This is a genomic window from Bradyrhizobium genosp. SA-3 (assembly GCF_004212635.1).
Classification (GTDB): domain Bacteria; phylum Pseudomonadota; class Alphaproteobacteria; order Rhizobiales; family Xanthobacteraceae; genus Bradyrhizobium.
Genome location: NZ_PSRT01000028.1, coordinates 16,264 through 28,691 on the forward strand (window position 1 = coordinate 16,264; position 12,428 = coordinate 28,691).

The 12,428-nt window shown below is 64.4% G+C and carries 12 protein-coding genes, 1 tRNA gene and 1 pseudogene; 4 read left to right on the forward strand and 10 right to left on the reverse strand.

The genetic code is table 11. From position 1 onward, the window contains the following. The first annotated feature begins 137 nt into the window (after positions 1–137). Positions 138–1,283 carry an acyl-CoA dehydrogenase family protein gene (locus tag CWO91_RS12035; protein ID WP_130213682.1) on the forward strand — a complete coding sequence of 382 codons (1,146 nt, stop codon included), beginning with the start codon at positions 138–140 and terminating at the stop codon, positions 1,281–1,283. 20 nt (positions 1,284–1,303) lie between these two features. On the opposite strand, the gene CWO91_RS12040 is transcribed toward CWO91_RS12035, so the two are convergent. Beyond that, complete coding sequence (locus tag CWO91_RS12040; protein WP_130213644.1) at positions 1,304–2,284, reverse strand: helix-turn-helix domain-containing protein; 981 nt, start codon at positions 2,282–2,284, stop codon at positions 1,304–1,306. 140 nt (positions 2,285–2,424) lie between these two features. Here CWO91_RS12040 and CWO91_RS12045 point away from each other — a divergent pair, with 140 nt between their 5' ends. After that, positions 2,425–3,150, forward strand: coding sequence for an alpha/beta fold hydrolase (locus CWO91_RS12045; RefSeq protein ID WP_130213645.1), 726 nt, complete (start codon positions 2,425–2,427; stop codon positions 3,148–3,150). 38 nt (positions 3,151–3,188) lie between these two features. On the opposite strand, the gene CWO91_RS12050 is transcribed toward CWO91_RS12045, so the two are convergent. The 3 genes from CWO91_RS12050 to CWO91_RS12060 all read right to left on the reverse strand — a co-directional run bounded on the left by CWO91_RS12050 (position 3,189) and on the right by CWO91_RS12060 (position 5,949). Then, entirely contained in the window at positions 3,189–4,328 is a 1,140-nt protein-coding gene (locus tag CWO91_RS12050) for an amidohydrolase/deacetylase family metallohydrolase (RefSeq protein WP_130213646.1), read from the reverse strand. A 146-nt stretch (positions 4,329–4,474) separates the two neighbouring features. Further along, the gene (locus CWO91_RS12055) at positions 4,475–5,611 is read right to left on the reverse strand and encodes a DUF2252 family protein (RefSeq protein WP_130213647.1); all 1,137 of its coding nucleotides are present in this window, start codon (positions 5,609–5,611) and stop codon (positions 4,475–4,477) included. A gap of 261 nt (positions 5,612–5,872) precedes the next feature. Next, positions 5,873–5,949: transfer RNA gene (locus CWO91_RS12060), tRNA-Arg, on the reverse strand. Positions 5,950–6,093: 144 nt separating this feature from the next. On the opposite strand from CWO91_RS12060, the gene CWO91_RS12065 reads away from it, so the two are divergent. After that, on the forward strand, positions 6,094–6,453 hold the full coding sequence (locus CWO91_RS12065) for a VOC family protein (RefSeq protein WP_091893529.1): 360 nt from the start codon (positions 6,094–6,096) through the stop codon (positions 6,451–6,453). Between the two features lie 12 nt (positions 6,454–6,465). Here CWO91_RS12065 and CWO91_RS12070 read toward each other — a convergent pair whose 3' ends face one another. The 5 genes and pseudogenes from CWO91_RS12070 to CWO91_RS12090 form a co-directional block, all read right to left on the reverse strand. Next, positions 6,466–7,422 (reverse strand): tripartite tricarboxylate transporter substrate-binding protein, encoded by a 957-nt coding sequence (locus CWO91_RS12070; protein ID WP_130213648.1) that lies wholly within the window; start codon positions 7,420–7,422, stop codon positions 6,466–6,468. Positions 7,423–7,564: 142 nt separating this feature from the next. Further along, entirely contained in the window at positions 7,565–7,936 is a 372-nt protein-coding gene (locus CWO91_RS12075) for a cupin domain-containing protein (protein WP_130213649.1), read from the reverse strand. Positions 7,937–7,963: 27 nt separating this feature from the next. Continuing rightward, positions 7,964–8,604 (reverse strand): annotated as a pseudogene (locus CWO91_RS12080) (RraA family protein). A gap of 25 nt (positions 8,605–8,629) precedes the next feature. After that, positions 8,630–10,147 carry an AMP-binding protein gene (locus CWO91_RS12085; protein ID WP_130213650.1) on the reverse strand — a complete coding sequence of 506 codons (1,518 nt, stop codon included), beginning with the start codon at positions 10,145–10,147 and terminating at the stop codon, positions 8,630–8,632. A 111-nt stretch (positions 10,148–10,258) separates the two neighbouring features. Next, positions 10,259–11,287, reverse strand: coding sequence for an alpha/beta hydrolase (locus CWO91_RS12090; RefSeq protein WP_165405384.1), 1,029 nt, complete (start codon positions 11,285–11,287; stop codon positions 10,259–10,261). A gap of 208 nt (positions 11,288–11,495) precedes the next feature. On the opposite strand from CWO91_RS12090, the gene CWO91_RS42875 reads away from it, so the two are divergent. Next, positions 11,496–12,113 carry a hypothetical protein gene (locus CWO91_RS42875; protein ID WP_165405380.1) on the forward strand — a complete coding sequence of 206 codons (618 nt, stop codon included), beginning with the start codon at positions 11,496–11,498 and terminating at the stop codon, positions 12,111–12,113. 92 nt (positions 12,114–12,205) lie between these two features. On the opposite strand, the gene CWO91_RS12100 is transcribed toward CWO91_RS42875, so the two are convergent. Then, complete coding sequence (locus tag CWO91_RS12100; protein ID WP_130213652.1) at positions 12,206–12,418, reverse strand: hypothetical protein; 213 nt, start codon at positions 12,416–12,418, stop codon at positions 12,206–12,208. Positions 12,419–12,428 lie beyond the last annotated feature (10 nt).

The following is a 12,428-nucleotide window of genomic DNA, read 5'->3' on the forward strand; positions in this document are numbered from 1 at the left end:
GGGCGCAGCCTGAAAACACAATTCGCGGCGATCTCGAATGGCGTACCAAGAGGAGCAGCCTTGCGCCCGTGCCGGCCGTTGTGGCAGGCCTGACGCGCTGGCTGTCGCAAGGCGCGACATCACCGATCGAGGTTTCCATGTCCTACCGCTCCTCCTGGATGACCGAAGAGCTCGAAATCTTCCGCGACCAGTTCCGGAAATACCTTGCCAAGGACCTGGCGCCGCACGCCGAAAAATGGCGCGAGCAGAAGATGGTCGACCGCTTCGCCTGGCGCGGGCTCGGCGAGATGGGCGCGCTGCTGGCGAGCGTGCCGGAGGCATATGGCGGGCTGGGCGCCACCTTCGCCTATGACGCCGCCGTGCTGGACGACCTCGAAAGCACGGTGCCGGAGCTGACGACCGGCGTCTCCGTGCACAGCGCCATCGTCGCGCACTACATCCTCAATTACGGCTCGGAGGAGCAGAAGAAGCGCTGGCTGCCGAAGATGGCCTCGGGCGAGATGGTCGGCGCCATCGCCATGACCGAGCCCGGCACCGGCTCGGATTTGCAGGCCGTGAAGACCACGGCGAAGAAGCAGGGCAATTCCTACGTCATCAACGGCCAGAAAACGTTCATCACCAACGGCCAGGCCGCCGATCTCGTCATCGTGGTCGCGCGCACCGGCGAGGCGGGCGCCAAGGGTATTTCGCTGATCGTGGTCGAGACTGCGGGGGCCGAAGGCTATCGGCGCGGGCGCAATCTCGACAAGATCGGCCTTCACGCCTCCGACACCTCGGAACTGTTCTTCGACAATGTGCAGGTCGCCCCGGAGAACCTGCTGGGCAATGAGGAAGGACAGGGCTTTGTGCAGCTGATGCAGCAATTGCCGCAGGAGCGCCTTGCGCTCGCGGTCGGCGCCGTCGCCGCGATGGAGCGCGCGATCAAGCTCACCACCGATTACACCAAGGAGCGGAAAGCGTTCGGCAAGCCGCTGATGGACTTCCAGAACACCGCCTTCACCCTCGCCGAGCGCAAGACCGAGGCGATGATCGCGCGCGTCTTCGTCGACTGGTGCATCGAGCGCCTGATTGCCAAAGATCTCGACACGGTCACGGCGCCGATGGCGAAATATTGGTGCTCGGAGAAGCAGGTCGAGACCGCCGACGAATGCCTCCAGCTGTTCGGTGGCTACGGCTACATGCAGGAATACCCGATCTCCCGCATCTTCATCGATTCCCGCATCCAGAAGATCTACGGCGGCACCAACGAAATCATGAAGCTGTTGATCGCAAGGTCGCTATGATCATGTCGCTGTAGCTCCATTCATCGCGTGCGCCAGTCGCGCGGCCGGCAGCCGAAGCGCTGCTTGAAACGCCGCGAGAAGTGAGAGAGGTCCGAGAAGCCCCAGTCGAACGCAATGGCACCGATCGCGCGGTCCGCCATTGCGGGATCGTTGAGATCCCTGGCGACGCCCTCCAGACGACGGTCGATGACATAATCGGTAAAACTGCAACCCGACCGTTCCATGAGCTTGTGCACATAGCGCTCGCTGATGCCAACGGCCTCGGCGATATCCGCCACCGCAAGACCAGGCTCGCGGAGCCGCTGGTGAACGGCTCGCTTCAGCGCCAATGCGGTCGCGTCGGCAAGAGTTTCGGCTTCTGCGGTGTGCACGCGGCTACGCCGCGACAGGCTCACCGCGACCAATTCGATCAGCGCCCGGAACAGCCGCACACCCTCGTCCTCAGTCATGCGCAGCGCGCCGTCGCTGAGTGTACGCGCGGTCTCGACGATGAGATGGCCGACATAGGGATCATCGGAGACGCGCGCAGCAGCGACGTCAAATGAGGCCGGCAACCGCTCGCGCAAGGCCTCTGCGGGCACCCAGAACCAGGCGACGCACAACTGCGGTCCGCGGTCGTGCAGAAGCGCAAACTGCCGATCGCTGTCGAAGATGCCGACCTGTCCGGACGAGAGACTGATCTCGCGACTCCCCTGCTGGATGCGACAACGGCCCGTCAGCTTCAGATTGAGATAGAAGCAGCTGCGGTCGGACGCCGCGATGTCGGCCGCTGATCGGCGCACCACGTGTTCGGGGAAGCTGACGCGGTTGATCGCGCCATCGCCGAGGCGGATGTGTTCGACGCTGGCAGGGAAACCAGCAGCTGCCGCCGGCTCCGGCGTCAGATTCATGAAGGCCTGGCAGATCGCCTCGCGATAATAGGCGAATTGCTCGTCCGACCGCATGCCGGCGGTATTCCAGGCTGATTGGCGCGACGGAACGGCGCGCTCGATCTGCTGCATCGGTTCACTCCGAGACCAATCCGGTTCACTCCCAGCCAAGCAACAAATCCGTTGCTGGTCCAGATTGGCCGCGCGGCGACACTGCGCCCGCCAAGACCATCTTGCGTCGATCTAACCACACCCTCGGGAGGAGCCACAACATGTCGACCTACGTTCTCGTCCATGGCGCCTGGCACACCGGTGCCGAGTTCGAGCCCGTCGCGGCACCGATCCGCGCCGCCGGCCATCAGGTCTACACGCCGACGATTAAGGGCAACCGTCCGGGCGATGCCAAGACGACAGGGCTGAAGGAAGCGATCCAGTCAATCGTCGACTATCTTGCCGAGAACGATCTGAAGGATGTCATCCTGCTCGGACATTCCTATGGCGGCATGATCATCACCGGCGTCGCCGACCTCGCGCCCGAACGCATTCGCCGCCTGGTCTATTGGAATGCCTTCGTGCCGAACAGCGGCGAATGCCTCAACGACATGGTGCCACCGCACTATATCGGGCTGTTCGACGCGATCGCGGCCGAACGCGGCGATGGCTCGGTGGTGCTGCCTTTCCCGATCTGGCGCGAGGCCTTCATCAACGATGCCGATCTGGAGACGGCGCAGCGCGCCTACGACGTCCTCAATCCGCATCCGCTCGCGACCTTCACCGACAAGATCGCGCTCAAGGCCAATCCGGCCGAGATGCCGCTGGCAAAATCCTACATCAACTGCACCGAAGACACGGCGCTGCCGCACAGCTACTCCTGGCATCCGCGCCTGTCGGAGAAGCTCGGCCTGTTCCGCCTGGTGCAGGTGCCGGGAAGCCACGAACTGTGCTTCTCCGATCCGGCGCGCCTCGCCAAAGCCATCATGGAGGCAGGACGCGACTGACCGGCGCGTCGCGATCGCGCGCTTAGCGAAAGTCCCGCTCAATTCGGATGCCACCAGCGGCCGCCGATGACGACGCCTTCAGAGACGATCTTCCTGTTACCGATCAGGTGCTCGCCAACGACGTCTTCATAATCGAACTGGCTTTGCTTGACCGAGATCAGCGTGGCGTCGCCGACGCTGCCCGGCTTGAGGCTGCCGAGCTCGGGCCGCCGCAGCGCCATCGCCGCATTCACCGTCGAGGCCGCAATCACATCCGGCAGCTCCATGCCCATGCACAGGAATTTCGACATGGTCGTGACCTGGTCGTAGGCGGGACCGTCGATGCACAGCATGTGGATGTCGGAGGAGATCGTGTCCGGATAGAAGCCGTTGGCGAGCATGGCGCGCGCGGTCTTGAACGCGAACGAGCCCTTGCCGTGGCCGATGTCGAACAGCACGCCGCGCTCGCGCGCATCCAGCACCGCCTTCTTCACCGTGCCCTGTGCGGTCGCCGGCGTGTTGGGGAAGGGGCGGAACGCATGGGTGAGCACGTCGCCGGGACGCAGGCGCGCCAGCACCTCCTCATAGCTCGGCGGCGGATGGTCGATATGCGCCATCAAGGGCATGCCGACCTCGTTGGCGACTTCCAGGGCGATGTCGAGCGGCACGACGCCCGACGTGCCCGACGAATGCAGGCCGACGCGCACCTTGATGCCGACGATGAGGTCGCGGTTGGCATCGGCCACCTTGGCGGCATCGACCGGATTCATCAGCCGCAGCTCCTCGCTCTCGCCGACCATGATCCGGTGCGAGAAGCCGAAAATGCCGGCATGGGAGACGTGCAAGTATGCAAGGATGCGGACCTGGCTCGGCTCGATCACATGCTTGCGGAAGCCGGCGAAATTGCCCGGCCCTGCACTGCCGGTGTCGATCGCCGTGGTGACGCCGGAGAGGCGGCAGAATTCCTCGGCATCGATGCCGAGCGAGGTGCCGCCCCAATAGACATGGGTGTGGAGATCGATCAGCCCCGGCGTCACGATGAGCTGCGAGACGTCACGGACCTCGGTCCCCGGGTCCGCCTTGAGCCCGCTGCCCACCGCCGCGACCTTGCCGCCGGCAAAGGCGACGTCGGTCACTGCGTCGAGCTTCTGGGACGGATCGACCACACGGCCGCCGCGCAGGATCAAGTCGAAAGGCATCGTCGTCTCCGGAATTGTGGCCAGGCTTGCAGATGGCGGCCGTGCGGCCTTAGTCGCCGTCCTGCCTATAGCAAATCTTGTAGCAAATCTTGCACCAGCCGGGCAAAGCGCGGAGACGATCGAGAACGGAGCCCGCCGCTCGCCGGTCAACCGTGCCGGCGCCACTCCTCGAAATCATCTTCGACGAATGCGGCGGCGGCCTTTGCAGCAGCATGCAGCCAATCATTGTCGCGTTTAATCAGGTCTGCGGCGATCGTGGTCGATGCGCCTGCCGTCGCGGCGTGAATGGCGCCGATGTCAAATCCCATGACGTTGAGCAGATCGAGCTCCAGGCTCATGTTCGCGTGATCCCCGAGATTGATCTTGCGGGAGTCGGGCGCAAGGCGCCGGATCACGAAGCCATTTTGGCGTTCGAGCACGAGGTGTGGATCGGGAGCTCGATACGAACCTTTTGCGAGATCGAGGAAGCGCAGCTTGCCTTTCTGATCATGCGCCCAATCCCAGGCCGATGGCACCAGCGCCTTAGCTTCCCTGACGATTTGGCCGCCGCACCAATCGGCAATGGCGAGGAATCGCGGCCGGCCCAAGCTGCCGACACCTGCCACGCGCGTCGCAAAGCGATCGAATGCGGCACCGGGCGGTAATTTCTTGCGGAGTGCTGCGGCAACAGCAGACGGTGGCTTCGCTCGCGGATATTTCTCCACCTCGTCCCAGAACTCATGGCGTTCGTCGTCGGTGCATGTCACGTAAGCGCGCATCCAGCTCGCCTGCTCATCCAGGAGCGAGGGCCGCGGTTGTTTGAGACCCTTCTTGTAACCATCAAGAATCGCCTTTGCGGCGTCACCGTTGCCGACGTGGGTCATGGCCCTCGCCTTCTTTTTCTTGGCCTTTGGCGCCAGCCGAGCGCTCGTCGCAAGGCGCACGAGATCGAAGGGATAGGCAATGCTCGCGGCCTCGTCGAAATCGTTGACGCCCCAGACGAGGCGTCCCTCCGCGTCGCGCCAAGTCCCGAAATTTTCGATATGGGTGTCCCCCACGGACGGCACGCGCGGCGCGTCCGTCAACTCCGGGCAGAGCGCTTCAATACATCTCGCCCAGCGGAAGAAGGTTGCACGAAGGAAGACGAACGGGTCGTCCTTCATCTTTTTGTGCTTTTCGTCGAGGTCGCGCTCGACGACCTTGCATTGGGAACGCAGCCAGCGCTCGAACTCTCCGTTGTCGTCCAGAAATGAACGCGGCCAGATCCCACCGCGACTATTTGACTTCTGCTTGATGACCGCCAGAACCTTCTAAAAAGAATGATGATGAGCAAGTTCGCGGAAATGATTGCGAGCTGCGTCGCTATGAACAGGCGTCCAGATATTCAATCGCAGAGCGAGCACGATAGCCCCGGCACTATTTTCCCGCTAGTCGGATGATATGGCGTTGCCATTGCCACCCGCAGGGTCACAGCAGGCGAACACGAGGGCGAAACAAAGAGATAGGGAATATGCGCGCGAGCCCACCCAGCATCTGGCGAGCAATACGTTAAGTATCTGAGATTATGGCGATCCCGGGAAGACTCGAACTTCCGACCTACGGTTTAGGAAACCGCCGCTCTATCCGGCTGAGCTACGGGACCGCGGAACCCGGAGCTTGCGGGTTCGGTCCCCTCATAGCAGAGCAGGATGCCGTTCGCCAGCCGCATCGCGGGCCAGGTTGTCGTCAAGGGAAGCGAGACGGCTGTACAATCTCGTCCCGGATCCCTTTCTGCGGAGCAGCCCACATGATCGAAAGCATCAGCGCCATCACGCTCGGCACGCATGACATGGCGCGCGCCGTGCGCTTCTACCGTTCGCTAGGGTTCGAGCTCCTCCATGGCGGCGAAGCCGCAGCATTTACCAGCTTTCGTGCCGGCACCGGCTATCTCAACCTGACGGCACAGCCAGACGACAAGCGCTGGTCCTGGTGGGGCCGCGTCATCTTCTATGTCGCCGATGTCGATGCGACCTTTGAGCAGGCGCGCGCCGCCGGATGGCAGCCGTCGACCACGCCGCGCGATGCGGAATGGGGCGAACGCTATTTCCATCTCACCGACCCCGACGGCCATGAGCTCAGCTTCGCACGCCCCCTGCGCGGGCCATGAAACGGCGATCGGCTACGCCCTGATATTGTTGTCCCTGACCACCTTGCCCCAATAGGCGACCTGCTTGTCGAAGAAGGTCTTGAAGGCAGCGCCGTCCTCGAGCAGCAACGTCATGTGCTGCGTGTCCTTGAGCTGGGCGGCGGTCGCGGGCTCGCTCAGGATCTCCTTGGACGCCGTCGCCATCGCAGCCACGATGTCGGGTGGCGTGCCTGCGGGCGCGAAGATGCCCCACCAGGCACGCGTCTCGAAATCCGGAAAGCCCGCCTCGATCGCGGTCTGCGTGTCCGGCAAGGCCGGCAGCCGCGTGCGGCCGAGCTGCAGGATCGGCCGCAGCATGTTGGTGCCGAGCTGGGCTGCGACCAGCGCCGCCGATCCCGCGATGAGATCGACATGGCCGCCGAGCACGTCGTTCATCGCCGGCCCGCCGCCACGATAGGGCACGTGCATGATCTCGACGCCGGCCTTGCTGCCGAGCACGGTCATGGCGAGATGGCCGAGCGTGCCGATGCCGACGGAGGCATATTTCACCGCACCGGGGGATGCCTTGCAGGCCGCCACCACGTCCGCGAAGCTCTTGTAAGGGCGGCCGGCGCCCGCGGCGATCACGTAAGGCGCGGTGCCCACCAGCAGGACCGGCATCAGCTCGCGCTCGACGTCGACCGGCGGCTTGTCGAGGATGGCCGGGATCACTGCGTGGGAATCGAATGTCACCAGGAACGTCGAGCCGTCCGCCGGGCTCTTGGCGACCTGCGCCGCACCGAGCGCGCCGGCGGCGCCTGACTTGTTCTCGACCACGACGATGCGGCCAAGCTTGGTTTGCAGATTGGACTGCAACAGCCGCGCCATGGCGTCGGTCGATCCGCCCGGCGGGAACGGCACCACCAGCGTGATCTTGCCGGCCTGCGCCGCTGCCGGCGCCATCGCGAGAACGGCCGGTGCGGCCAAGAGCGCGCGTCGTGTGATCGTCATGGTTCCCTCCCTTTGATCTTTGCGCCCCGCTTTTGCTCTTTGGCGCTAGAGCATGATCCGGACCCGAAGGGCCGCGTAGCGCAAAGTGTGCAGCGGTTTTCCGAAAGATCATGCTCAAGAAAATAACCTAAGCGCGAAGCGCTTAGGTCGTCCCGAAGCCCGACCCCGGTTTTCTGTATTCTGGCCGCGGCGGACTAAAGATGTCCAGCACGCGGGCGCCGTCGGGGCCGGCGCGCATGGTGTGCGGCACGTTGCCGGGCGTGCGCCAGAAATCGCCCTTCTTCACCGGGATTTCCTCATCGCCCTGGACGCGGACGGCGGAGCCGTCGAGCAGCACGCCCCATTGCTCCTCGGGATGATGGTGCAGCGTGCCCTGCGCATGCGGTGCCAGCGTCACCACCGACAGCATCGCCTGCTCGCCGGAGAAGATGCGCGTGGTCACTCCCGCCGCGAGCTCGCGAAACAATCCGTCGCTGGGATTATCAATGTTATGGAATTCGTCCTTCTGGCTCACGCCATCCTCCCCTTCGTTCTCGCCTGATCAGGATTTTCCATACGAGCCCTGGTAACGGCCTTCGCGGATCGCCTTCAGTGTCTCCTCCTCGCGCGCGACCTGGGCGCGGACGGCTTCGAGCAGCGCGGCAGCACCCGCGGCGGGAAACGACACCACGCCGTCCTCGTCGCCGACGACGATGTCGCCGGGCACAATCACGCTGCCACCGATCGTCACGGGCACGTTGATCTCACCGGGACCGTTCTTGTAGGGGCCGCGATGGATCACGGCGCGGGCGTAGCAGGGAAAGTCGTCGGCCGCGAAGGCCGCAACATCGCGGATCGCGCCGTCGATGACGTAGCCTTCGGCTTTGCGCCACTGGGCGATGTTCTTCATGATCTCGCCGACCAGGGCCCGGGTCTCGTCGCCGCCGCCGTCGACCACGATGACGTCGCCGGGACCGACCAGCTCGAGTGCGCGGTGGATGGCGAGATTGTCGCCGGGGCGCGTGCGCACGGTGAAGGCCGTCCCCACCAGCTTGCCGCCGCGATGATACCGCTTCAGCCCCACGGCACCGGGCAACCGGGCGAGATTGTCGGAAATCACCGAAGTCGGCGCGCCGCGAAAGCCTCGATGATCTCGGCCGGCGGCGGCTTCGGCACGCTGTTGGCAGCGATGGTGATGCTCATCTGGTCAGTCCTTCCGTGATGTGTCTCAGTCGGCGTGCGCCCGCGCCTTCGCCGGCAGAATCCGGAAGGCGCGCCCCTCCTTCATCCACGCCGCGCGCTCGTCGCGCAACAGCGTGCGGCGAACTTTTCCGGAATCATCGCGCGGCGGGGCGCTGACGATCTCGAAACTCTCCGGATGCTTGTAGCGGCTGAGCCTATCCTTCAGGAAATCGGCCATGCCGTCGGCGAGCGCCTGGCCGTCCGCATCAAGCTCCGGCTCGATGATGGCATGCACGCGCTGGCCCAATTCCGGATCGGGCAATCCCACCACGACGCAGGACCGCACGCCGGGGCAGGCGGAGACGGCGGCCTCGACCTCGGCCGGATAGATGTTGGCGCCGCCGCGCAGCACCATGTCGGCGAGGCGGTCGCCGAGATAGAGATAGCCTTCCGCGTCCAGCCGGCCGATATCGCCGAGCGATTCCCAGCCGTCAGCGCGGCGCTTCGACTCGGCGCCGAGATAGTGATAGGTGGCGTCCTTGCCGTCATTGTTGAGGAAATAGATCTCGCCGGTTTCGCCCGGCGCGACGTCGTTGTCGTCCTCGCCGATGATGCGAAGCTTCGCCATGTCGCCGATCTTGCCGACCGAGCCCTTGTGCGTCAGCCATTCCGTACCGGAGATGATGCAGGAGCCCTGGCGCTCGGTGCCGCCATAGAGCTCCCAGATCCTGTCAGGGCCGAGCCAGACGATCCAGTTCTCCTTCAGCCAGGGCGGCATCGGCGCCGCCATGTGGAAGACCGTCTGTAGACTCGAGAGATCGTAGGCATTGCGCACGCTCTCCGGCAGCGCCCAGATCCGGTGCATCATGGTCGGCACGAAATTGACCCATTGCACGCGCTCACGTTCGATCTGCCGCAGCGTGTCCTCGGCGTCGAACTTGACGAGGCCGGTGAGCTGGCCGCCCGTGAACAGCGCGTAATGCGACACGATGAACGGCGCATTGTGATAGAGCGGACCGGGATTGAGCAACGAGACCCCGAAGGGGATGTTGAGCGGCGGCGCAGCGACCGTGTCGGTCACCGCCGGATGATGGTCGAGGATCACCTTCGGACGGCCGGTCGAGCCGCCTGAGGTCATGGCCTTCCAGTAGCGCGCCACCGGCGGATTGAGTGGCTCGTCCGAAAAACCTTGCGGCACGAAATCCGCGGGCAGGCGGTTCGGCGCGTTCCAATCGGCCTCGCCGCCGACCACGAGCGCCGGCTTGAGGATGTCGAGCACCGCGGCGACTTCGCCGCGCGGCAGCCGCCACGACAGCGAGGTCGGCGTCGCCCCGCACTTCCACACCGCAAAGGAAGTCTCGAAGAACGCGTTGCCGTTGGGCAAACCGATCGCGACGAAATCGCCGGGCTTGACGCCCCTGGCCATGAACGCCCGCGCGCGCCGGTTGGCGCCGCGCTCGAGCTCGTCCCATGTCAGCGTATTCTGCCCATGACGGACGGCGATCGTGCCGTGCGGTTTGCGTTCAGCGTACCAGCGCGGCACGTCGGACAGGGGCAGCAGCATCAGGCGTTTCCACTTCGTCTTCTTGGCGCCGCCTCACGATGAGGCGCTCACGGTGCGAAGTGTAACAGCCGGAGACGAGCCTTCAAGCCGCAAGCCTTCAAGACATGCGCATCAGCGCTCCGCGCCGCAGCCCGGACTATCGAACAGCGCCGCGAGCCCGCATGTCGAGGTCAGCATCTTGTCGGCGTCGTGGCCGACGCCCGCGACGTCCCAAACCCGGTGATTGGGCGTACCGTGGTTGCGCTTGGCCATCGCCTCCGCATAGGCGTGACCGCGGGCGTAGCGCGTGGCGCCTTGCGCCTTCGCCATGCAGCTCTTGTCGAGCGCGGGATGCTCCGGATTGGTGTCGAGGGTGCCGAGCAGATAGATCACCTCGCGCTCGACATAGCGCTGTTCGAGCGCAGCCGGCGTGACGTTCGCAAGATAGGGCGGCCGCTCGCCCATGCCGTATTTCCAATTGTTGTAGTCCGGGCAGGAAGCGGTGATGGCGGGCACCGGCCGCTCGGCGCTGAAATAGGCATAGGACGACGGGTTGGCGACGACGTAGCGGACATCGATGTGTTGGCGCGATAGCGCCGCCTCGCCCTTGCCGGCGATGGCATAGCGCTGCGCGACCTGGCCGCCGCCGGAATGGCCGGCGATCACGACCTGCTTCAGGTTCGGAAAGATGCGCCGGTCCGAGAGTTTTGCCAGGATCGCATCGAGCGCCTCGAACGAGGAGACCGGATTGGGCGCCAGCGCGGCGTCGCCGCCCTGCCATCCCTCCAACGACCAGCGCAGCATATCTGCCGGCAGCTTGTGGGCCTCGACATCGATCTCCGCCAAGAACTGCGGCACGATCATGAGTGCGCGCTTGCCGTCGTCGCCCGCTGCCACCTGCGCGGTGTGGGCTGAGGGATAATATTCGTCGGCATTGCGCAGCCGTCCATGCAGCACGATGATCGCGCGCGAGATCGCCGGCAGCGGCATCGACCAGTCGCTGGAGAGGTAGAGCGGCAGAATGCCCTGGCCGCCGACCGCGAGCCGCGCATCGGCAATCGCCCTCACCGGCTTGCGGTTGGGCGCCGCTTCGTCCGCCGCGAAGGCATGGCCGCAAATCAGCACCAGCGCGATTGCGACGAGACCGGCCAGCGCTCGCATGACGGACATTCCCCTTCGAATTCAAATCGATAAAAGTCTAAGCACATCGTCTGCGCGCGGCTGTGACTCGCGCGCCACGTCAAGCAAAAAATGTCAGCAGCCCAGCCATGAAATTCCCGGGTTCCATGGGTGACAAGCCGGCGATAAAGAGGCAAAAATCCGACTCGACTCAGGGCGGGTTGAGTTTTGCAAGGAATGCTCTCGTAGAATGTCGGTCGTAGTTGCATCGCGTCGTGCGGCGCTTCTCGTTGCCGCAGCAGGATTTTTTCTGCTGACCTTGCCGCATGCCCAGGCGCAATGGTGGAAGCGCGCGCCCGTCGACTTCGAGGAATGCGCCGACGCCGCCGAAAAATCCCCAACCAAGGCTGAGAAGACCGCGGCGCTTGCCGACTGCAACGCCAAATTCGCCGGCCGCCGCAAGGCTGGCGGCGGCTATTCCTATTACGACTTCCTCCAGGATCGCACCTTCGACATCGCCGGGCCGAATCCGACCCCGGAAGAGCAGAAGAAGATCGACGCAGCCTACACCGCCTATCTCGCCAACCAGCGCCGCATTAATGAAGCCGCCCAAGCCACCGCGCGTCAGCAGCGCGAGCAGCAGGAACAACAGGTACAGCAGTTCCAGCAGGTCGCACTGCGAACCGAGGTCGAACGCGTGCCCGTTCCGGTCGAGCGGCCGAAAGTGCAGCAGAATGTCGGCCAGCGAAAGGGCGCGCCCTGCACCAAAGGCTCCTTCTCCTGCGAATGGCCGCGGTTGTCGGAAAGCTTGAACGATTTGAAGAAGTTGTTCAGTCCAACGCCGACCAAGCCGGCGAAGAAGGGCTAGCCACCGCAAACTCTGCTGTCGTCCCGGATCTGCGCGCGCTTTGGGCGCGCTTGTCCGGGACGACAGCGGAGGGTGTTGCGCCGAGGTTGGCTTCAATTCGCGCGCTTCTTCTTGGTGCGCCTTGGTTTGATCGTCGGCGCATTTGCCGGCGCTGCCGTTGGCGAAGCACTCAATGCCTTGCGGCTCTCCTGCAATCGCGCGTCATAGCCCGGAGAGTTCACGACCGTCGGCGGCCTTGCATAAGCGAGCGTCGATGCGCCGCAGAGTGCGGCCAGCGCGATCCCAATCGTCAAACAACGCTTCATCGCGCTCCTC

Coding starts and splice junctions, on each gene's coding strand:
- CWO91_RS12035 (WP_130213682.1), top strand. CDS start 138: ATGTCCTACCGCTCCTCCTGGATGACCGAAGAGCTCGAAATCTTCCGC.
- CWO91_RS12040 (WP_130213644.1), bottom strand. CDS start 2,284: ATGCAGCAGATCGAGCGCGCCGTTCCGTCGCGCCAATCAGCCTGGAAT.
- CWO91_RS12045 (WP_130213645.1), top strand. CDS start 2,425: ATGTCGACCTACGTTCTCGTCCATGGCGCCTGGCACACCGGTGCCGAG.
- CWO91_RS12050 (WP_130213646.1), bottom strand. CDS start 4,328: ATGCCTTTCGACTTGATCCTGCGCGGCGGCCGTGTGGTCGATCCGTCC.
- CWO91_RS12065 (WP_091893529.1), top strand. CDS start 6,094: ATGATCGAAAGCATCAGCGCCATCACGCTCGGCACGCATGACATGGCG.
- CWO91_RS12070 (WP_130213648.1), bottom strand. CDS start 7,422: ATGACGATCACACGACGCGCGCTCTTGGCCGCACCGGCCGTTCTCGCG.
- CWO91_RS12085 (WP_130213650.1), bottom strand. CDS start 10,147: ATGCTGCTGCCCCTGTCCGACGTGCCGCGCTGGTACGCTGAACGCAAA.
- CWO91_RS12090 (WP_165405384.1), bottom strand. CDS start 11,287: ATGCGAGCGCTGGCCGGTCTCGTCGCAATCGCGCTGGTGCTGATTTGC.
- CWO91_RS42875 (WP_165405380.1), top strand. CDS start 11,496: ATGTCGGTCGTAGTTGCATCGCGTCGTGCGGCGCTTCTCGTTGCCGCA.
- CWO91_RS12100 (WP_130213652.1), bottom strand. CDS start 12,418: ATGAAGCGTTGTTTGACGATTGGGATCGCGCTGGCCGCACTCTGCGGC.